The sequence below is a fragment of the Bacteroides sp. D1 genome, assembly GCF_000157095.2.
In the GTDB taxonomy this organism is placed as follows: domain Bacteria; phylum Bacteroidota; class Bacteroidia; order Bacteroidales; family Bacteroidaceae; genus Bacteroides; species Bacteroides xylanisolvens.
Genome location: NZ_JH114337.1, coordinates 66,922 through 83,398, shown reverse-complemented (window position 1 = coordinate 83,398; position 16,477 = coordinate 66,922). Strand labels below are relative to the sequence as shown.

Sequence of the window (16,477 nt, the reverse complement as noted above, 5' to 3'; positions counted from 1 at the left end):
AAAAACAAAATCAAGATCATTGTGTAAGTTAAAGGTAAATTAAACTCTACGTCTTTTCGGAGGACGACAACCATTATGTGGAAGCGGAGTCACGTCAATGATTTCAGTAACTTCGATACCAGCACCGTGGATAGTTCTAATAGCAGACTCACGTCCGTTACCTGGACCCTTCACATATGCTTTTACCTTTCTCAGGCCAAGATCGAATGCAATCTTTGCGCAATCCTGGGCAGCCATCTGAGCTGCATAAGGAGTATTCTTTTTAGAACCTCTAAATCCCATTTTACCAGCAGATGACCAAGAGATAATCTGCCCTTCACTATTTGCAAGAGAAACAATAATATTGTTGAAAGATGAATGAACATGCAACTGTCCATTAGCGTCTACTTTCACATTTCTCTTTTTAGCTGCAACTGTTTTTTTTGCCATATCAACAATTATTATTTAGTAGCTTTTTTCTTATTAGCAACGGTTTTCTTTCTACCCTTACGAGTACGTGCATTGTTCTTAGTGCTCTGACCTCTAACAGGCAGACCAATACGGTGACGTACACCACGATAGCAACCAATATCCATTAATCGCTTAATGTTCAATTGGATTTCAGAACGAAGATCACCTTCTACTTTATACTCTGCACCGATAATCTCACGAATCTTAGCAGCTTGATCATCTGTCCAGTCTTTAACCTTCAGATCTTTATCTACACCAGCTTTATCTAAAATTTTTGCTGAACTACTGCGACCTATTCCATATACATAGGTCAACGCAATTTCACCTCTTTTGTTCTGAGGTAAATCTACACCAACTATTCTTATAGCCATATACTAAATTATTTTTTTTGCAAAAATAACAAATTATCCTTGACGTTGTTTATACTTAGGATTTTTCTTGTTAATAACATACAAACGGCCATTACGTCTAACGATCTTACATTCTGGCGTGCGTTTCTTTAATGATGCTCTTACTTTCATATCTTATTTTATTTATATCTAAACACAATTCTTCCTTTCGATAAGTCGTAAGGAGACATTTCGACTCTCACTTTATCTCCCGGCAGGATCTTGATGTAATGCATCCTCATCTTGCCTGAAATATGTGCGGTAATCTCATGTCCGTTTTCTAATTCAACACGAAACATTGCATTTGACAATGCTTCAACTATAACTCCATCTTGTTCTATTGCAGATTGCTTTGCCATATTATATTGCTTTATCTCCTAAAACTTCTTCTATGAATTTGAATGAAGACAAAATATCAGCTTCACCAGCTCCAACAGCTATCGTATGCTCAAAATGTGCAGCACATTTACGATCTCTGGTCCTCACAGTCCATCCGTCACTTTCCATTATCACTTGTCGGTCTCCCAATGTTATCATCGGCTCTATCGCTATGCAAAGGCCTCTTTTCATCAATGGTCCATATCCTCTTTTACCATAGTTAGGAACCTGAGGATCTTCGTGCATCTCTTTACCGATGCCATGGCCAACAAACTCACGCACTACACCATAAGAATGAGACTCACAATATTGCTGAATAGCATATCCGATATCACCAATTCTTTTACCTTGCACTGCGTTCTGGATGCCAATATATAACGCTTCTTTAGTTACCTTCAACAAGTTACGAATCTCTTCGTCTACCTCTCCTACACAAAAAGTATAAGCAGAATCACCACAGAAACCATTCATGTAAGTTCCGCAATCCACTGATACGATATCACCATCTTTCAGTACGATATCCCCTGGGATTCCATGTACCACCTGTTCGTTGACAGAGGTACAAAGAGATGCGGGAAATGGTTCTCCATATTGATTCGGAAATCCTTTGAAAGTTGGAGTTGCCCCATGATCTCTAATGAACTCTTCAGCAACTTTATCCAACTCACATGTAGTTACACCAGGCTTCACCAGTTTGGCAACCTCTGCAAGAGTTTTACCAACAAGCAGGTTACTCTGACGGAGCAATTCTATTTCATCTTCTGTTTTAAGAAATATCATTTCTAATCTAAAGAATTAATATGCCGCTACACCAGCGCGTCCTTTAATACGACCAGATTTCAACAGACCATCATAGTGTCTCATCAACAAATGACTTTCAACCTGTTGCAGGGTATCAAGAACAACACCTACAAGAATTAACAAAGATGTACCGCCGAAGAATTGAGCGAATCCTGCTTGCACTCCGAATACACCGGCAAAAGCAGGCATAATAGCAACTAAAGCCAAGAAGAAAGAACCCGGCAAAGTGATACGAGACATTATATCATCAATATACTCTGCTGTTTTCTTTCCCGGTTTAATACCAGGGATGAAACCATTATTTCTCTTCATATCCTCAGCCATCTGAGTCGGATTAATTGTAATTGCAGTATAGAAATACGTAAATAATATAATCATTACCGCAAAGACAAAATTATACCAGAAACTTGTATGATCTGTAAACGCATGCAAGAAACCGCCTGCATCATTTACATTTGAAAAACCGATAAATGTAATTGGAATAAACATGATTGCCTGAGCAAAGATGATAGGCATAACACCGGCAGCATTCACCTTTAAAGGGATATACTGTCTAGCACCACCATATTGCTTGTTACCAACGATTCTTTTTGCATACTGTACAGGAATCTTTCTTGTACCTTGCACCAAAAGAATAGCAGCGCCAATCACTAATAATAAGAATACGATTTCAATTATAAACATAATCAGACCACCGCTCTTATTTGCTACTCTGGACACAACTTCTTGCAACAAAGCATCAGGGAAACGAGCGATAATACCAATCAAGATGATAAATGAAATACCGTTACCAATACCTTTATCAGTAATTCTTTCACCAAGCCACAAAATAAACATACTACCTGCTGCCAAAATAATGGTAGAGGTAACCATAAACAGAGTCCAATCTAATGAAGCATTTAAGGAAGGGCCAGCCTGCATTTTAAGATTGAGCAAATAAGAAGGGGCCTGAACTAACAATATAGCAATCGTCAAGTAACGAGTATATTGATTCATTTTTCTTCTGCCGCTCTCACCTTCGCGTTGCAACTTCTGGAAATACGGTACAGCGATTCCCAATAACTGGATTACGATAGATGCAGAGATATAAGGCATGATTCCTAATGCAAAAATAGAGGCATTAGAAAATGCTCCTCCAGAGAACATATTTAACAAGGCTAAAAGGCCTTCACTTGTTTGTTCGTGCAATTTCGCCAGCATCGCCGGATTGATACCCGGTAATACGACATACGATCCGAAACGGTAAATTGCCACGAACAATATGGTGATGAGGATCCGCTGTCTCAGATCCTCAATCTTCCATATATTCTTTAATGTTTCAATAGCTTTTCTCATTGAATCAGAGTTTTACTACAGTTCCACCAGCAGCTTCGATAGCAGCAGTTGCAGTCTTAGAGAATGCATGAGCTTCTACTTCCAGCTTGTTAGTCAGAGTTCCGTTACCCAATACTTTTACCAACTGATTTGAAGAAATAAATCCTGCTTCGATAAAGTCGTTTACACCAACTTTTGTCAAGCTCTTAGCTTCAGCAAGTTTCTGGATAGTATCCAGATTGATAGCTTTATATTCAACACGATTGATATTCTTGAAACCAAATTTAGGAACTCGACGTTGAAGAGGCATCTGACCACCTTCAAAACCGATTTTCTTAGAGTATCCAGATCTTGATTTAGCTCCTTTATGACCTCTTGTAGAAGTACCACCTAAGCCAGAACCAGCACCACGTCCAATTCTTTTTCTTGTCTTAGTAGATCCCTCAGCAGGTTTTAAATTACTTAAGTTCATATTGTAATTTCGTTTTATTATTCAACAAATAATTACTTAACAATGGCAACCAAGTGTTTTACTTTATCTACCATTCCAAGAATTGAAGGAGTGCTTTCGTGTTCAACCACACGGTTCAGTTTACGAAGTCCCAGTGCGTCAAGAGTTCTTTTCTGATCAGCTGGAGCACCAATTCTACTTTTAACTTGTTTAATCTTTATAGTTGACATATCTCCTCCTTATCCTCTAAATACTTTTTCAACACTAATACCTCTGTTCTGAGCAACCATTCTTGCATCACGCATTTCACTCAAAGCTTCAATTGTAGCTTTAACAAGGTTATGCGGATTCGAAGAACCTTTAGATTTAGCCAAAACGTCAGTAACACCAACACTTTCCAATACAGCACGCATAGCACCACCAGCTACAACACCGGTTCCGTGAGATGCAGGTTTGATGAATACTTCAGCACCACCAAATCTAGCTGATTGTTCATGAGGAACAGTACCTTTTAAAATAGGTACTTTCACCAGGTTCTTTTTAGCTGACTCAACACCTTTAGCGATAGCAGCTGTTACTTCACCTGCTTTACCAAGTCCCCAACCAATGATACCTTCTTCGTTACCTACAACAACGATTGCAGAGAAACTAAAAGTTCTACCACCTTTGGTAACTTTAGTAACACGATTAATAGCAACTAATCTATCTTTCAGTTCTATATCGTTAGTAATCTTAACTCTATTATTAACTCCTGCCATAATGATTAAAATTTAAGTCCACCGTTACGAGCAGCATCAGCTACTTCTTTTACTCTCCCATGATACAAGTAACCATTACGGTCGAAAACAACAGTAGTTATACCTGCTTCCTGAGCCTTTTTAGCAATCATTTCACCAACTTTAGCAGCTTGTTCTTTTTTAGCGACTTTCTCAGTCAAACCTAAAGAAGAAGCAGCAGCCAGTGTCTTACCAGAAAGATCATCGATAATCTGGACATAAATTTGCTTGTTACTTCTAAATACACTCATACGCGGACATTCAGTAGTACCTGAAATTTTGTTGCGTACTCTATATTTGATCTTAACTCGTCTTTCTATTTTTGTTGTCATAATAATCTAATTTTATATGAATTACTTAGCGCCGGCTGATTTACCAGACTTTCTACGAATTACTTCGCCAACAAACTTAATACCTTTACCCTTGTATGGTTCAGGCTTACGGAAAGAACGTATTTTAGAGCAAACTTGACCAAGCAATTGTTTGTCACACGATTCCAATATAATAAGAGGATTCTTATTTCTTTCAGACTTCGTTTCAACTTTTACCTCAGCAGGTAATTGAATGAAAATATTGTGTGTATAACCTAAAGCCAGTTCAATGATGTTACCTTGGTTTGAAGCACGATAACCTACACCTACAAGTTCCAGTTCTTTCTTGTAACCTTCAGATACGCCCACAACCATGTTGTGAACCAATGAACGATACAAACCGTGGAAAGCATGTTTCTGCTTCGGGTTATCAAGCATTTCTTTATCGTTTTCTGTTAAAGTTACGTGTCCGTCTTCAATAGTAACATTGATAGCAGGATTCACATATTGGCTCATTTCGCCTTTGGGTCCCTTTACGGTAACCACATTATCCTTCAGAGTGATTGTCACTCCAGCAGGGATACTAATGGGTAATTTTCCTATTCTTGACATTCTAATTCCTCCTAATTAATATACATAACACAAGACTTCACCACCGATTTTCAGTTCTGCAGCCTCTTTGTTAGTCATTACACCTTTGGAAGTAGATATTATAGCAATACCCAGCCCATTAATAACACGCGGCATATCTTTGTAACCAGTATACTTACGCATACCCGGAGAAGATATTCTTTCTAACTTTTTGATTGCGTTAACTTTGTTAACAGAATCATACTTCAAGGCAACCTTAATAGTTCCTTGAGGACCATCTTCTACAAACTTATAATTAAGGATGTAGCCTTTTTCAAAAAGAATCTTAGTGATTTCTTTTTTCAAATTCGAAGCGGGAACTTCAACAACTCTGTGCTTTGCACCAATCGCGTTCCGCAACCTCGTTAAATAATCTGCTATTGGATCAGTCATATAAAAATAAATTAAATTAATCAGGACTACCCTGACAATATTTAAACAATAATTACCAGCTTGCTTTTTTTACGCCTGGGATCAGTCCGTTAGATGCCATCTCACGGAATTGAATTCTCGAAATTCCGAATTGACGAATATAACCTTTAGGACGACCAGTCAGTTTGCAACGGTTGTGCATACGAATTGGATTAGAATTCTTTGGCAACTCTTGCAACTTCTGTGCAGCTTCGAAAGCATCAGCAGGATCACCTGTTCTTACGATTTGCTTCAAAGCAGCTCTTTTCTCGGCGTATTTGGCTACTAATTTAGCACGCTTTACTTCACGTGCTTTCATTGATTCCTTTGCCATATCTATTAGTCTTTTTTAGCGTTTTTAAAAGGTAAACCGAATTCCTTCAGCAAAGCATAACCTTCTTCATCTGTTTCCGCAGAGGTTACAAAGGTAATATTCATTCCGAGAATTCTTGTAATACTATCGATATTTATTTCAGGGAAAATGATTTGTTCCTGAATACCAAGGGTATAGTTACCTTTACCATCAAACTTACTTTCGATACCTTTGAAGTCACGAATACGAGGAAGAGCTACACGAACCAATTTTTCAAGGAATTCGTACATTCTTTCACGACGTAAAGTTACCATAACACCAATCGGCATTTTTTTACGCAACTTAAAGTTTGCGATATCTTTACGAGAAATGGTAGCTACAGCTTTTTGACCTGTAATAGCTGTCATTTCATTGATTGCTACTTCGATAATCTTCTTATCAGCAACAGCCATACCTAATCCCTGATTGATTACAATCTTCTTAAGTACGGGTATCTGCATTGTAGAAGAATACTGGAACTGTGATTTCAATGCAGGTGCTATACGCTCTGCATATTCTTTCTTAAGACTAGCAGTATTACTCATTACTTAATCTCCTCTCCTGATTTTTTAGAATAACGCACTAAAGTTCCTTCCGAACTCTTTTTTCTCCCAATACGCGTTGCTTTACCAGTTTTTGGATCAACCGGGTTCAAGTTTGAAATGTGGATAGAAGCTTCTTGCTTCACAATACCACCTTGTGGATTCTTTGCATTCGGCTTTGTGCTTTTAGATACCATATTGATACCTTCAACAAATGCACGTCCTTCTTTAACAAGAACCTTCAATACACGACCAGTTTTGCCCTTATCTTCACCAGCATTTACGTAAACTGTATCGCCTTTTTTAATATGTAATTTACTCATTACTTAAATCTTTTACAAATTAAAGTACCTCAGGCGCAAGTGACACAACTTTCATGTTTGTAGCACGAAGTTCTCTTGCTACAGGACCGAAAATACGACTACCTCTAATTTCACCTGCATTATTCAACAACACGCAAGCATTATCATCAAAACGTATATAAGAACCATCAGGACGACGGATTTCTTTCTTTGTACGTACAATCAAAGCCTTTGATACTGCACCTTTTTTAACATCACTAGAAGGGATAACGCTCTTCACTGAAACTACAATGACATCCCCCACTGAAGCATAACGACGACCTGTCCCCCCCAAAACGCGGATACACAACGCCTCTTTCGCTCCACTGTTATCACATACTGTAAGTCTGGATTCTACTTGTATCATAATTACTTAGCTCTTTCAATTATTTCTACTAATCTCCATCTTTTAGTCTTGCTCAAAGGACGAGTTTCCATGATGCTTACAGTATCACCGATATTGCATTCATTCTTTTCATCGTGAGCATGGTACTTCTTCGTTTTGCTAACGAACTTACCATATATAGGGTGTTTTTCCTTAAATTTGGCAGCAACTGTGATGGTCTTGTCCATCTTATTGCTCAACACAACCCCTGTTCTTTCTTTTCTTAAATTTCTTGCTTCCATCAAGCTGATCATTTATTGTTAAGTTCTCTTTCGCGCAATTCTGTTTTCATACGCGCAATAGTCCTGCGTAATTGTTTGATTTGAGCAGGATTTTCCAAAGGAGAAATAGAATGATTAATAACCATTTGGTTATAATTAGCTGTTTCCGCCTCTACTCTTTCTACTAAATCATTAGTAGTCATTTCTTTAATTTCTGCAATTTTCATAACACTTACGCATTTTGATTTTGAATATCATAATCACGTCTTACGACAAACTTCGTTGTAATAGGAAGCTTTTGAGCAGCTAAGCGCAATGCTTCTTTCGCGATTTCGTAAGATACTCCTTCAGCTTCAATAATGATTCTACCTGGAGTTACAGGAGCCACAAATCCCTCTGGAGCACCTTTACCTTTACCCATACGTACATCGGCAGGTTTTCTAGTGATCGGTTTATCCGGGAATATACGGATCCAGATCTGTCCTTGACGTTGCATATATCTTGTTACTGCAATACGAGCAGCTTCGATCTGACGGCCTGTAATCCACTTAGTCTCCAAAGCCTTTATGCCAAAAGAACCAAAGGCCAGCTGGTTGCCTCTCTGGGCATTACCTTTCTGACGGCCTTTTTGTTGTCTTCTGAATTTTGTCTTTTTCGGTTGTAACATAGTTTCCTAAAATTCAAATTCGTTTAGCGATTATTTTTCTTTCTTTTGAAGTTCTTTCCGCCGTTGTTTCCACTATTGTTTCCACGACCACTTTCTTTGCTTTGTGTAAAGTTCGGAGCCAATTCTTTCTTACCAAACACTTCACCTCTACAAATCCAAACTTTGATACCAAGAAGACCTACTTTAGTCAATGCTTCTGCATGACAGTAGTCGATATCAGCTCTGAAAGTGTGCAACGGAGTTCTTCCTTCTTTATACATTTCAGAACGAGCCATTTCAGCTCCATTCAAACGTCCTGAAATCTGAATTTTGATACCTTCAGCACCCATACGCATTGTGTTTGCGATAGCCATCTTGATGGCACGGCGATAGGCAATTTTACCTTCAACCTGGCGAGCGATGTTGTTAGCAACAATCACAGCATCCAGTTCCGGTCTCTTCACTTCAAAGATATTGATTTGAATATCTTTGTCGGTAACCTTCTTCAACTCCTCTTTTAACTTATCAACTTCTTGGCCACCTTTACCGATAATAATACCCGGGCGAGCAGTGCAAACAGTAATAGTAACGAGCTTCAGCGTACGTTCAATTACGATTCTTGATACACTTGCTTTTGCAAGTCTTGCATTAAGATATTTACGGATTTTGCTATCTTCCAGCAAAGAATCACCGTAATCATTTCCACCATACCAGTTAGAATCCCATCCTCTGATAATTCCTAAACGGTTGCTTATTGGATTAACTTTTTGTCCCATCTACCTTAATTTTGATCTTCGTTATTACTTTTAGCACCAACGAACAATGTTACGTGATTTGAACGTTTGCGAATTCTATAACCTCTACCCTGTGGTGCCGGTCTCATTCTTTTGAGTGTAGCTCCACCATCAACAAAAATCTGTGTTACGAACAATTCGCCACTTTCTGCTTTACGTTCGTTTTTCTGTTCCCAGTTAGCAATTGCAGAGCGAAGCAATTTTTCCACTCTTGCAGCAGCTTCTTTTGAAGAAAATTTCAAAACACCAAGTGCTCTGTTCACTTCCATACCACGGATCATGTCTGCAACCAGACGCATCTTACGTGGAGAAGTAGGAACATTTTGCAATTTTGCAAAATACATGGTCTTAAGGGCTTCTTTTCTTTTTTCAGCCGATATTTTTTTTCTTGCTCCCATTATTATTTATTACTTTATTATTTCAAATAAATCCTGTTATCTTTTCTTGTTACCAGCGTGTCCTCTGAATGTACGAGTTGGAGCAAATTCGCCCAACTTGTGTCCTACCATATTCTCGGTAACATAAACAGGAATAAATTTATTTCCATTGTGAACTGCAACTGTATGGCCTACAAAATCAGGCGAAATCATTGAAGCTCTGGCCCAAGTCTTTACTACGACTTTCTTACCTGATTCATTCATGGCAAGAATTCTCTTTTCAAGCTTAACGTTAATATATGGACCTTTTTTTAATGAACGACTCATAGTTTACTCAATTAATCAGATTACTTTTTTCTTCTCTCAATAATGTACTTAGACGATTGTTTCTTAGGAGCTCTAGTCTTAAGTCCCTTAGCATACAATCCCTTACGTGATCTTGGGTGACCTCCGGAAGCACGTCCTTCACCACCACCCATCGGGTGATCAACCGGGTTCATTACAACACCACGGTTACGAGGACGACGTCCTTGCCAACGAGAACGTCCTGCTTTACCTGAACTTTCCAATCCATGATCAGAGTTACCTACACTACCGATAGTAGCTTTACAAGTGCTAAGAATCTGTCTAACCTCACCTGAAGGCAACTTGATTACACAATACTTACCCTCACGAGAAGTCAACTGAGCAAAGTTACCAGCTGAACGAACCAGAGCAGCACCCTGTCCCGGACGTAATTCGATATTGTGAATCACAGTACCCACCGGAATGTTTTGAAGAGGAAGAGCATTACCAATCTCTGGCGCTGCTGTTTCACCTGACATCAGAGTCGCACCAACTTGCAATCCATTGGGAGCAATAATATATCTTTTTTCTCCATCAGCATAAAATAACAGAGCGATACGAGCCGAACGATTCGGGTCGTATTCGATTGTTTTAACTACTGCTGGAACACCGTCCTTATTTCTCTTGAAATCAACAATTCTAATCACCTTTCTATGACCGCCACCAATGTAGCGCATAGTCATCTTACCTTCGCTGTTACGACCACCAGATGATTTCTTACCATATACAAGAGACTTTTCTGGTACTGATGCAGTAATTTCTTCGAAAGTACCAATAATTTTATGTCTTTGCCCCGGTGTTGTGGGCTTAAATTTACGTACTGCCATTTTTATTAAATATTGCTATAAAAATCAATAGTATCTCCTTCTTTCAATGTCACGATTGCTTTTTTGAAAGCATTCGTACGACCATTGATGATACCTGCTTTGGTATAACGGCTCTTATTCTTGCCAGCATACTTCACAGTATTCACATCAACTACAGTAACATTATAAAGAGCTTCAATTTCCTTCTTAATTTCCAGTTTGTTAGCTTCAGGACGTACAACAAAGCCGAAACGATTCAGCTTATCTGTGATTGCAGTCATTTTCTCTGTTACCAACGGTTTAATAATAATTCCCATTATTTAAGCCTCCTTTTTAAATTAAGATATTGTCAATAGCCTTCAGAGAGTTTTCTGTAAGCACAATAACCCCAGCATTCAATACTCTGTAAGTATTTAATCCTGAGATAGTCTGTACATTAGCACCCTCGATGTTACGAGCTGACAAATATACGTTTTTATTTGCTTCCGGTAAAATTACAAGTAGCTTTTTATCGGAAACTTTAAGATTTTTTGTCATTGCAACGAAATCTTTTGTCTTAGGAGCTTCAAATGTGAAATCCTCAACGACAACGATTGCATCGTTTTGAGCTTTATAAGACAAAGCTGACTTACGAGCCAGTGTCTTAACTTTTTTATTCAACTTAAAGAAGTAGTCTCTTGGTTTCGGACCGAAAACACGAGCACCACCTACAAGAACAGGCGAATTCATATCACCACGACGTGCTCCACCGCCACCTTTCTGACGACCGATCTTACGAGTTGAACCACTGATTTCACTTCTTTCTTTTGACTTATGAGTACCCTGACGCTGATTAGCCATAAATTGTTTTACGTCCAAATAAATAGCGTGGTCGTTGGGCTCAATTCCGAAGATAGATTCGTTTAACGTAACCTTTCTCCCAGTGTCTTCACCTTTAATGTTATATACGTTAACTTCCATTATTTCTCAATTAATACGATTGAACCTTTGCAACCCGGGATAGAACCTTTAACCAAAAGAAGGTTATGATCCGCGATTACTTTTAATACCTGCAAGTTTTGTACAGTGACTCTGTCACCACCAAGTTGTCCACCCATGCGCATTCCTTTGAATACTTTTGCAGGGTAAGAACAAGCACCGATAGAACCCGGTTTACGAGCGCGATTATGCTGACCGTGAGTAGCTTGACCCACACCACCAAAACCATGTCTTTTTACTACACCCTGAAAACCCTTACCCTTAGAAGTACCAACAACGTCAACAAAGCTAGCGTCGTTAAACATTTCTACAGTAATGGTATCACCCAAATTCAACTCTGTTTCAAATTCTTTGAACTCAGCCAAGTGTCTCTTCGGTGTTACTCCTGCTCTTTTAAAATGTCCCATCAACGGTTTAGTTGTATGTTTTTCCTTTTTGTCCTGGAAACCCAACTGAACAGCTGCATAGCCATCTTTTTCTACAGTTTTAACTTGAGTAACAACACAAGGACCTGCTTCGATAACAGTGCATGGTACATTTTTACCATCGGCACTGAAAACGGATGTCATTCCGATTTTTTTTCCTAATAATCCTGGCATTTCACTAATTTTTAATTATCAAACTTTAATTTCTACTTCCACACCACTTGGCAATTCCAACTTCATCAAAGCATCTACTGTCTTAGCTGTTGAGCTATAGATGTCGATTAATCTCTTATAAGAAGAGAGTTCAAATTGCTCACGAGACTTTTTATTTACGAAAGTCGAACGGTTCACAGTAAAGATACGTTTGTGCGTAGGCAGAGGTATTGGACCGCTAACGATAGCACCTGTAGCTTTTACAGTTCTTACAATTTTCTCAGCTGACTTGTCAACCAAGTTGTGGTCGTAAGATTTCAATTTAATTCTAATTTTCTGACTCATTATTTTTTTTAATTAATACATTTATAATAAGATAAAGCGGCAGGCTAAGAGTCATTCGCTAGCCTGCTACTTTAGATATTTTAGAGTAAATCAGCGCGTCCTTTTACTTCTTCCAATACAGCCTTAGCAATAGAAGAAGAAAGCTGAGCGTGATGAGAGTAGGTCATTGACGAGGTTGCACGACCAGAAGTAATAGTACGTAAAGCTGTTACGTAACCAAACATTTCCGCCAGTGGAACCATCGCTTTCACGATACGAGCGCCAGAGCGGCTAGATTCCATACCTTCAACCTGTCCACGACGTTTGTTCAAGTCACCGATAACATCACCCATGTTTTCTTCCGGAGTTACAACTTCCAGTTTCATGATAGGTTCCATCAAAACAGGACCTGCCTTAGCACATGCATTTTTATAAGCCTGCATTGCACAGATTTCAAATGACAACTGGTCAGAGTCAACCGGGTGGAATGAACCATCAACCAAAGTCACTTTCAATGAATCCAATGGGTAGCCTGCCAAAACACCACTCTTCATAGCATTTGTAAAGCCTTTCTGAACTGCAGGAATAAATTCCTTAGGAATATTACCACCCTTCACTTCATCAACAAACTGCAAACCACCTAAAGTGAAATCCGCATCAGCCGGACCAATGTTCACAATGATATCAGCAAACTTACCACGTCCACCAGACTGCTTCTTGTACACTTCACGCAAGTTAACTGTCTTCGTGATAGCTTCCTTATAGTTAACCTGAGGCTTACCTTGATTACATTCTACCTTGAATTCACGTTTCAAACGGTCAATGATAATATCCAAGTGAAGCTCACCCATACCAGAAATAACTGTCTGACCTGTCTGTTCGTCTGTTTTCACAGTAAATGTCGGGTCTTCTTCAGCCAATTTAGCCAAACCGTTAGACAGTTTATCCATATCTTTCTGAGTCTTAGGTTCTACAGCGATACCAATAACCGGTTCCGGAAAGTCCATAGACTCAAGTACTATCGGAGCTGTTTCATCACACAAAGTATCCCCAGTACGAATATCTTTAAAGCCTACACCTGCACCAATATCACCAGCACCGATTACTTCAACCGGGTTCTGTTTGTTGGAGTGCATCTGGAACAGACGAGAAACGCGTTCTTTCTTACCAGAACGAGAGTTGTAGATATAAGAACCTGCTTCAATTTTACCAGAATAAACACGGAAGAAAGTCAAACGACCTACATATGGGTCAGTTGCGATCTTAAACGCCAAAGCAGATGTTTTTTCATCATCACTTGGTTTACGATCCTCTTCAGCTCCCGTATTAGGATTTGTACCTATTACGTTCTCTGTATCAAGTGGAGAAGGCAAGAAAGCACAAACATAATCAAGCAATGTCTGAACACCTTTGTTCTTAAAAGAAGATCCGCAAAGCATAGGAACTACAGCCATCTGAACTGTTGCATTACGAAGAGCTCTCAATACTTCTTCTTCAGTAATAGTAGAAGGATCATCGAAATATTTCTCCATCAAAGCATCATCAAATTCTGCTACTTTTTCAAGCATCTTATCTCTCCACTCGTTAGCTTCATCGATAAGTTCTGCAGGGATTTCCTCAATACTGTAGTCAGCCCCCATTGTTTCATCATGCCAATAGATAGCTTTCATTTTGATAAGGTCAACAAGACCTTTGAAAGATTCTTCAGCACCGATAGGAACAACAATCGGACACGGATTAGCTCCAAGAACATCCTTCATCTGACGAACTACTTCAAAGAAGTCAGCACCAGAACGGTCCATCTTATTAACATAAGCAATACGAGGAACGTTATATTTATCAGCCTGACGCCATACAGTTTCTGATTGAGGCTCAACACCACCAACAGCACAGTAAGCAGCTACAGCCCCATCAAGGATACGCAATGAACGTTCTACCTCTGCGGTAAAGTCAACGTGTCCCGGAGTGTCAATCAAGTTAATTTTATAAGTATCACCAGCATATTTCCACCTTGTTGTTGTAGCAGCGGATGTAATAGTGATACCACGTTCTTGCTCCTGTTCCATCCAGTCCATAGTAGCAGCACCATCATGAACTTCACCAATTTTGTGAGTCAATCCAGTGTAGAACAGGATACGTTCAGAAGTAGTTGTTTTTCCGGCATCAATGTGAGCCATGATACCGATATTACGAGTTAAATGTAAATCATGTTTAGCCATCTTCTAATTCCTTTACTTTAAGTTTATATTAGGTTTCTTACAGTATTAGAATCTAAAATGAGCAAATGCACGGTTAGCTTCTGCCATTCTGTGCATATCTTCTTTACGTTTGTATGCACCGCCTTGTTCATTGAAGGCATCCATAATTTCAGCAGCCAACTTGTCAGCCATTGATTTACCACCTCTTTTGCGAGCAAACAGAATCAAATTCTTCATAGAGATTGATTCTTTACGATCCGGACGGATTTCAGTAGGAACTTGGAAAGTAGCACCACCTACACGGCGAGACTTTACTTCCACTTGCGGAGTTACATTATCCAAAGCCTTTTTCCAGATTTCGAGAGCTGATTTTTCTTCGTTAGGAAGTTTTGCTTTCACTGTTTCCAAAGCGGCATAAAAGATTTCATAAGATGTATTTTTCTTTCCATCATACATCAAGTGGTTCACGAACTTGGAAACCTTTTGGTCATTAAACACAGGATCCGGAAGAATCAGGCGTTTTTTTGGTTTTGCTTTTCTCATTTGTTTGAAAAATAATGTTTTTGTTCTTGGTTGTCTACTTCTTGACTTCTTCAACTCTCCCTCCGGAGAATTTACTCAACCTTTAGCATTTCCAACAAACTAAAACGTAAGTTATTACTTTAATTTTAATTAGGTCTTAATCCTTATTTTTTCTTACCCTTAGCAGGAGCAGCTGCTTGTCCTGGTTTCGGACGCTTAGCACCATACTTAGAACGTCTTTGAGTACGACCAGCAACACCTGCTGTATCAAGCGTACCACGTACAATGTGATAACGCACACCCGGAAGGTCTTTTACACGACCACCACGTACCAAAACGATTGAGTGTTCCTGCAAGTTGTGTCCTTCTCCCGGAATGTATGAGTTCACCTCTTTTTGGTTAGTCAAACGTACACGAGCTACTTTACGCATTGCAGAGTTCGGCTTCTTCGGAGTAGTAGTGTATACTCTCACGCAAACGCCACGTCTTTGAGGACATGAATCCAAGGCTGGAGATTTACTTTTCTCCACCAGCACTTCGCGTCCTTTTCTTACTAATTGCTGAATTGTAGGCATTTTAATTGTTTTTTGATTTATATTATTGTTATATTAATTTCGTAACTATACATTTTGGGCTGCAAAAATACGAATAATATTTGAATATTCAATGCGCTACAACTTTTTTTTCTTTTTTAATGTTTTTATATCATCCTCACGCTTCGCCTTTTACACCCGTCAAAGGAGAAATAGGGGGTTCATCCGAAGTACGAATCGGACCGAATACGCGCTCATACTTTGCTATATTATCTTCTAATGCCCGCAGCAGACGTTTTGCGTGCTCCGGAGCCACAATAATACGAGATTGCACACCAGCCTTCGGTATGCCCGGCATTACGCGCACGAAGTCAAGGATGAATTCAGAACTCGAATGAGTAATAATAGCAAGATTTGCATAAGTTCCCTGTGCAACCTCTTCTCTCAATTCAATCTGTAATTGTCCGTTGTTATTTTGTTCTTCCATATTTAATATGATTAAAAAGTTATCCTGCAAAATAACACATTTTTCCTGAAACTAATGGTAATACACGCGAGTAAAAAAGAAATAAAAAAAGGAGCAATTGCCCAATTAGGCAACTGCTCCTTTTCATATAGTCAATT

General features: G+C 39.0%; 31 protein-coding genes. All 31 read right to left on the bottom strand.

What is annotated here, in order from left to right; translation table 11 throughout:
• Nucleotides 1–39 precede the first annotated feature (39 nt).
• Complete coding sequence (gene rpsK / locus BSAG_RS15045) at nucleotides 40–429, bottom strand: 30S ribosomal protein S11 (RefSeq protein ID WP_004296327.1); 390 nt, start codon at nucleotides 427–429, stop codon at nucleotides 40–42.
• 11 nt (nucleotides 430–440) lie between these two features.
• Nucleotides 441–821, bottom strand: a complete 381-nt coding sequence (gene rpsM / locus BSAG_RS15050; RefSeq protein ID WP_004296328.1) for a 30S ribosomal protein S13 — start codon at nucleotides 819–821, stop codon at nucleotides 441–443.
• Nucleotides 822–854: 33 nt separating this feature from the next.
• Entirely contained in the window at nucleotides 855–971 is a 117-nt protein-coding gene (gene ykgO / locus BSAG_RS24110; protein WP_002558051.1) for a type B 50S ribosomal protein L36, read from the bottom strand.
• Nucleotides 972–979: 8 nt separating this feature from the next.
• Entirely contained in the window at nucleotides 980–1,198 is a 219-nt protein-coding gene (gene infA / locus BSAG_RS15055; protein WP_002558052.1) for a translation initiation factor IF-1, read from the bottom strand.
• Nucleotide 1,199: 1 nt separating this feature from the next.
• Nucleotides 1,200–1,997, bottom strand: coding sequence for a type I methionyl aminopeptidase (map, locus tag BSAG_RS15060; protein ID WP_004313457.1), 798 nt, complete (start codon nucleotides 1,995–1,997; stop codon nucleotides 1,200–1,202).
• A gap of 15 nt (nucleotides 1,998–2,012) precedes the next feature.
• The gene (gene secY / locus BSAG_RS15065) at nucleotides 2,013–3,353 is read right to left on the bottom strand and encodes a preprotein translocase subunit SecY (RefSeq protein ID WP_004310881.1); all 1,341 of its coding nucleotides are present in this window, start codon (nucleotides 3,351–3,353) and stop codon (nucleotides 2,013–2,015) included.
• Nucleotides 3,354–3,357: 4 nt separating this feature from the next.
• Nucleotides 3,358–3,804, bottom strand: coding sequence for a 50S ribosomal protein L15 (gene rplO / locus BSAG_RS15070; RefSeq protein ID WP_004310882.1), 447 nt, complete (start codon nucleotides 3,802–3,804; stop codon nucleotides 3,358–3,360).
• Nucleotides 3,805–3,836: 32 nt separating this feature from the next.
• Nucleotides 3,837–4,013, bottom strand: coding sequence for a 50S ribosomal protein L30 (gene rpmD, locus BSAG_RS15075; RefSeq protein WP_004296332.1), 177 nt, complete (start codon nucleotides 4,011–4,013; stop codon nucleotides 3,837–3,839).
• A 9-nt stretch (nucleotides 4,014–4,022) separates the two neighbouring features.
• Nucleotides 4,023–4,541: a 30S ribosomal protein S5 gene (rpsE, locus tag BSAG_RS15080; RefSeq protein WP_004296333.1), complete on the bottom strand. Its 519-nt coding sequence runs from the start codon at nucleotides 4,539–4,541 to the stop codon at nucleotides 4,023–4,025.
• 5 nt (nucleotides 4,542–4,546) lie between these two features.
• The gene (gene rplR / locus BSAG_RS15085; RefSeq protein WP_004310883.1) at nucleotides 4,547–4,891 is read right to left on the bottom strand and encodes a 50S ribosomal protein L18; all 345 of its coding nucleotides are present in this window, start codon (nucleotides 4,889–4,891) and stop codon (nucleotides 4,547–4,549) included.
• Between the two features lie 21 nt (nucleotides 4,892–4,912).
• Nucleotides 4,913–5,482: a 50S ribosomal protein L6 gene (gene rplF, locus BSAG_RS15090; RefSeq protein ID WP_004310884.1), complete on the bottom strand. Its 570-nt coding sequence runs from the start codon at nucleotides 5,480–5,482 to the stop codon at nucleotides 4,913–4,915.
• A gap of 15 nt (nucleotides 5,483–5,497) precedes the next feature.
• The gene (gene rpsH / locus BSAG_RS15095; RefSeq protein ID WP_004296336.1) at nucleotides 5,498–5,893 is read right to left on the bottom strand and encodes a 30S ribosomal protein S8; all 396 of its coding nucleotides are present in this window, start codon (nucleotides 5,891–5,893) and stop codon (nucleotides 5,498–5,500) included.
• A 52-nt stretch (nucleotides 5,894–5,945) separates the two neighbouring features.
• Entirely contained in the window at nucleotides 5,946–6,245 is a 300-nt protein-coding gene (rpsN, locus tag BSAG_RS15100) for a 30S ribosomal protein S14 (RefSeq protein WP_004310885.1), read from the bottom strand.
• A gap of 5 nt (nucleotides 6,246–6,250) precedes the next feature.
• Complete coding sequence (gene rplE / locus BSAG_RS15105; RefSeq protein WP_004310886.1) at nucleotides 6,251–6,808, bottom strand: 50S ribosomal protein L5; 558 nt, start codon at nucleotides 6,806–6,808, stop codon at nucleotides 6,251–6,253.
• On the bottom strand, nucleotides 6,808–7,128 hold the full coding sequence (gene rplX / locus BSAG_RS15110) for a 50S ribosomal protein L24 (protein ID WP_004296339.1): 321 nt from the start codon (nucleotides 7,126–7,128) through the stop codon (nucleotides 6,808–6,810). Before rplX ends, rplE begins: the two co-directional genes overlap by 1 nt.
• 19 nt (nucleotides 7,129–7,147) lie before the next feature.
• Entirely contained in the window at nucleotides 7,148–7,513 is a 366-nt protein-coding gene (gene rplN / locus BSAG_RS15115) for a 50S ribosomal protein L14 (RefSeq protein WP_004296340.1), read from the bottom strand.
• Nucleotides 7,514–7,515: 2 nt separating this feature from the next.
• Complete coding sequence (gene rpsQ, locus BSAG_RS15120) at nucleotides 7,516–7,785, bottom strand: 30S ribosomal protein S17 (RefSeq protein WP_004296341.1); 270 nt, start codon at nucleotides 7,783–7,785, stop codon at nucleotides 7,516–7,518.
• Nucleotides 7,782–7,979 carry a 50S ribosomal protein L29 gene (gene rpmC, locus BSAG_RS15125; protein WP_004296342.1) on the bottom strand — a complete coding sequence of 66 codons (198 nt, stop codon included), beginning with the start codon at nucleotides 7,977–7,979 and terminating at the stop codon, nucleotides 7,782–7,784. Before rpmC ends, rpsQ begins: the two co-directional genes overlap by 4 nt.
• Nucleotides 7,980–7,984: 5 nt before the next feature.
• On the bottom strand, nucleotides 7,985–8,419 hold the full coding sequence (rplP, locus tag BSAG_RS15130) for a 50S ribosomal protein L16 (RefSeq protein ID WP_004291234.1): 435 nt from the start codon (nucleotides 8,417–8,419) through the stop codon (nucleotides 7,985–7,987).
• 23 nt (nucleotides 8,420–8,442) lie between these two features.
• Nucleotides 8,443–9,174 (bottom strand): 30S ribosomal protein S3, encoded by a 732-nt coding sequence (gene rpsC / locus BSAG_RS15135; protein WP_004296343.1) that lies wholly within the window; start codon nucleotides 9,172–9,174, stop codon nucleotides 8,443–8,445.
• A 5-nt stretch (nucleotides 9,175–9,179) separates the two neighbouring features.
• Nucleotides 9,180–9,590 carry a 50S ribosomal protein L22 gene (gene rplV, locus BSAG_RS15140; protein WP_004296344.1) on the bottom strand — a complete coding sequence of 137 codons (411 nt, stop codon included), beginning with the start codon at nucleotides 9,588–9,590 and terminating at the stop codon, nucleotides 9,180–9,182.
• A gap of 36 nt (nucleotides 9,591–9,626) precedes the next feature.
• On the bottom strand, nucleotides 9,627–9,896 hold the full coding sequence (gene rpsS, locus BSAG_RS15145; protein WP_004296345.1) for a 30S ribosomal protein S19: 270 nt from the start codon (nucleotides 9,894–9,896) through the stop codon (nucleotides 9,627–9,629).
• Nucleotides 9,897–9,916: 20 nt separating this feature from the next.
• Nucleotides 9,917–10,741 (bottom strand): 50S ribosomal protein L2, encoded by an 825-nt coding sequence (gene rplB / locus BSAG_RS15150; protein WP_004296346.1) that lies wholly within the window; start codon nucleotides 10,739–10,741, stop codon nucleotides 9,917–9,919.
• Nucleotides 10,742–10,746: 5 nt separating this feature from the next.
• Nucleotides 10,747–11,037 (bottom strand): 50S ribosomal protein L23, encoded by a 291-nt coding sequence (gene rplW / locus BSAG_RS15155; protein ID WP_004296347.1) that lies wholly within the window; start codon nucleotides 11,035–11,037, stop codon nucleotides 10,747–10,749.
• A gap of 16 nt (nucleotides 11,038–11,053) precedes the next feature.
• Nucleotides 11,054–11,680: a 50S ribosomal protein L4 gene (rplD, locus tag BSAG_RS15160; protein WP_004313456.1), complete on the bottom strand. Its 627-nt coding sequence runs from the start codon at nucleotides 11,678–11,680 to the stop codon at nucleotides 11,054–11,056.
• A complete protein-coding gene (rplC, locus tag BSAG_RS15165) occupies nucleotides 11,680–12,297 on the bottom strand; it encodes a 50S ribosomal protein L3 (protein ID WP_004313455.1) in 618 nt (205 codons plus the stop codon). The genes rplD and rplC overlap by 1 nt, the downstream gene beginning before the upstream one ends.
• Nucleotides 12,298–12,315: 18 nt before the next feature.
• Nucleotides 12,316–12,621, bottom strand: coding sequence for a 30S ribosomal protein S10 (gene rpsJ, locus BSAG_RS15170; protein WP_002558075.1), 306 nt, complete (start codon nucleotides 12,619–12,621; stop codon nucleotides 12,316–12,318).
• 80 nt (nucleotides 12,622–12,701) lie between these two features.
• Nucleotides 12,702–14,819, bottom strand: coding sequence for an elongation factor G (gene fusA, locus BSAG_RS15175; RefSeq protein ID WP_004310890.1), 2,118 nt, complete (start codon nucleotides 14,817–14,819; stop codon nucleotides 12,702–12,704).
• Between the two features lie 45 nt (nucleotides 14,820–14,864).
• A complete protein-coding gene (gene rpsG / locus BSAG_RS15180) occupies nucleotides 14,865–15,341 on the bottom strand; it encodes a 30S ribosomal protein S7 (protein ID WP_004296352.1) in 477 nt (158 codons plus the stop codon).
• 143 nt (nucleotides 15,342–15,484) lie between these two features.
• Nucleotides 15,485–15,895 carry a 30S ribosomal protein S12 gene (gene rpsL / locus BSAG_RS15185; protein ID WP_002558078.1) on the bottom strand — a complete coding sequence of 137 codons (411 nt, stop codon included), beginning with the start codon at nucleotides 15,893–15,895 and terminating at the stop codon, nucleotides 15,485–15,487.
• Nucleotides 15,896–16,031: 136 nt separating this feature from the next.
• Nucleotides 16,032–16,340: a DUF3467 domain-containing protein gene (locus tag BSAG_RS15190; RefSeq protein ID WP_004296354.1), complete on the bottom strand. Its 309-nt coding sequence runs from the start codon at nucleotides 16,338–16,340 to the stop codon at nucleotides 16,032–16,034.
• Between the last annotated feature and the right edge of the window lie 137 nt (nucleotides 16,341–16,477).

Coding starts and splice junctions, on each gene's coding strand:
- rpsK (WP_004296327.1), bottom strand. CDS start 429: ATGGCAAAAAAAACAGTTGCAGCTAAAAAGAGAAATGTGAAAGTAGAC.
- rpsM (WP_004296328.1), bottom strand. CDS start 821: ATGGCTATAAGAATAGTTGGTGTAGATTTACCTCAGAACAAAAGAGGT.
- ykgO (WP_002558051.1), bottom strand. CDS start 971: ATGAAAGTAAGAGCATCATTAAAGAAACGCACGCCAGAATGTAAGATC.
- infA (WP_002558052.1), bottom strand. CDS start 1,198: ATGGCAAAGCAATCTGCAATAGAACAAGATGGAGTTATAGTTGAAGCA.
- map (WP_004313457.1), bottom strand. CDS start 1,997: ATGATATTTCTTAAAACAGAAGATGAAATAGAATTGCTCCGTCAGAGT.
- secY (WP_004310881.1), bottom strand. CDS start 3,353: ATGAGAAAAGCTATTGAAACATTAAAGAATATATGGAAGATTGAGGAT.
- rplO (WP_004310882.1), bottom strand. CDS start 3,804: ATGAACTTAAGTAATTTAAAACCTGCTGAGGGATCTACTAAGACAAGA.
- rpmD (WP_004296332.1), bottom strand. CDS start 4,013: ATGTCAACTATAAAGATTAAACAAGTTAAAAGTAGAATTGGTGCTCCA.
- rpsE (WP_004296333.1), bottom strand. CDS start 4,541: ATGGCAGGAGTTAATAATAGAGTTAAGATTACTAACGATATAGAACTG.
- rplR (WP_004310883.1), bottom strand. CDS start 4,891: ATGACAACAAAAATAGAAAGACGAGTTAAGATCAAATATAGAGTACGC.
- rplF (WP_004310884.1), bottom strand. CDS start 5,482: ATGTCAAGAATAGGAAAATTACCCATTAGTATCCCTGCTGGAGTGACA.
- rpsH (WP_004296336.1), bottom strand. CDS start 5,893: ATGACTGATCCAATAGCAGATTATTTAACGAGGTTGCGGAACGCGATT.
- rpsN (WP_004310885.1), bottom strand. CDS start 6,245: ATGGCAAAGGAATCAATGAAAGCACGTGAAGTAAAGCGTGCTAAATTA.
- rplE (WP_004310886.1), bottom strand. CDS start 6,808: ATGAGTAATACTGCTAGTCTTAAGAAAGAATATGCAGAGCGTATAGCA.
- rplX (WP_004296339.1), bottom strand. CDS start 7,128: ATGAGTAAATTACATATTAAAAAAGGCGATACAGTTTACGTAAATGCT.
- rplN (WP_004296340.1), bottom strand. CDS start 7,513: ATGATACAAGTAGAATCCAGACTTACAGTATGTGATAACAGTGGAGCG.
- rpsQ (WP_004296341.1), bottom strand. CDS start 7,785: ATGATCAGCTTGATGGAAGCAAGAAATTTAAGAAAAGAAAGAACAGGG.
- rpmC (WP_004296342.1), bottom strand. CDS start 7,979: ATGAAAATTGCAGAAATTAAAGAAATGACTACTAATGATTTAGTAGAA.
- rplP (WP_004291234.1), bottom strand. CDS start 8,419: ATGTTACAACCGAAAAAGACAAAATTCAGAAGACAACAAAAAGGCCGT.
- rpsC (WP_004296343.1), bottom strand. CDS start 9,174: ATGGGACAAAAAGTTAATCCAATAAGCAACCGTTTAGGAATTATCAGA.
- rplV (WP_004296344.1), bottom strand. CDS start 9,590: ATGGGAGCAAGAAAAAAAATATCGGCTGAAAAAAGAAAAGAAGCCCTT.
- rpsS (WP_004296345.1), bottom strand. CDS start 9,896: ATGAGTCGTTCATTAAAAAAAGGTCCATATATTAACGTTAAGCTTGAA.
- rplB (WP_004296346.1), bottom strand. CDS start 10,741: ATGGCAGTACGTAAATTTAAGCCCACAACACCGGGGCAAAGACATAAA.
- rplW (WP_004296347.1), bottom strand. CDS start 11,037: ATGGGAATTATTATTAAACCGTTGGTAACAGAGAAAATGACTGCAATC.
- rplD (WP_004313456.1), bottom strand. CDS start 11,680: ATGGAAGTTAACGTATATAACATTAAAGGTGAAGACACTGGGAGAAAG.
- rplC (WP_004313455.1), bottom strand. CDS start 12,297: ATGCCAGGATTATTAGGAAAAAAAATCGGAATGACATCCGTTTTCAGT.
- rpsJ (WP_002558075.1), bottom strand. CDS start 12,621: ATGAGTCAGAAAATTAGAATTAAATTGAAATCTTACGACCACAACTTG.
- fusA (WP_004310890.1), bottom strand. CDS start 14,819: ATGGCTAAACATGATTTACATTTAACTCGTAATATCGGTATCATGGCT.
- rpsG (WP_004296352.1), bottom strand. CDS start 15,341: ATGAGAAAAGCAAAACCAAAAAAACGCCTGATTCTTCCGGATCCTGTG.
- rpsL (WP_002558078.1), bottom strand. CDS start 15,895: ATGCCTACAATTCAGCAATTAGTAAGAAAAGGACGCGAAGTGCTGGTG.
- BSAG_RS15190 (WP_004296354.1), bottom strand. CDS start 16,340: ATGGAAGAACAAAATAACAACGGACAATTACAGATTGAATTGAGAGAA.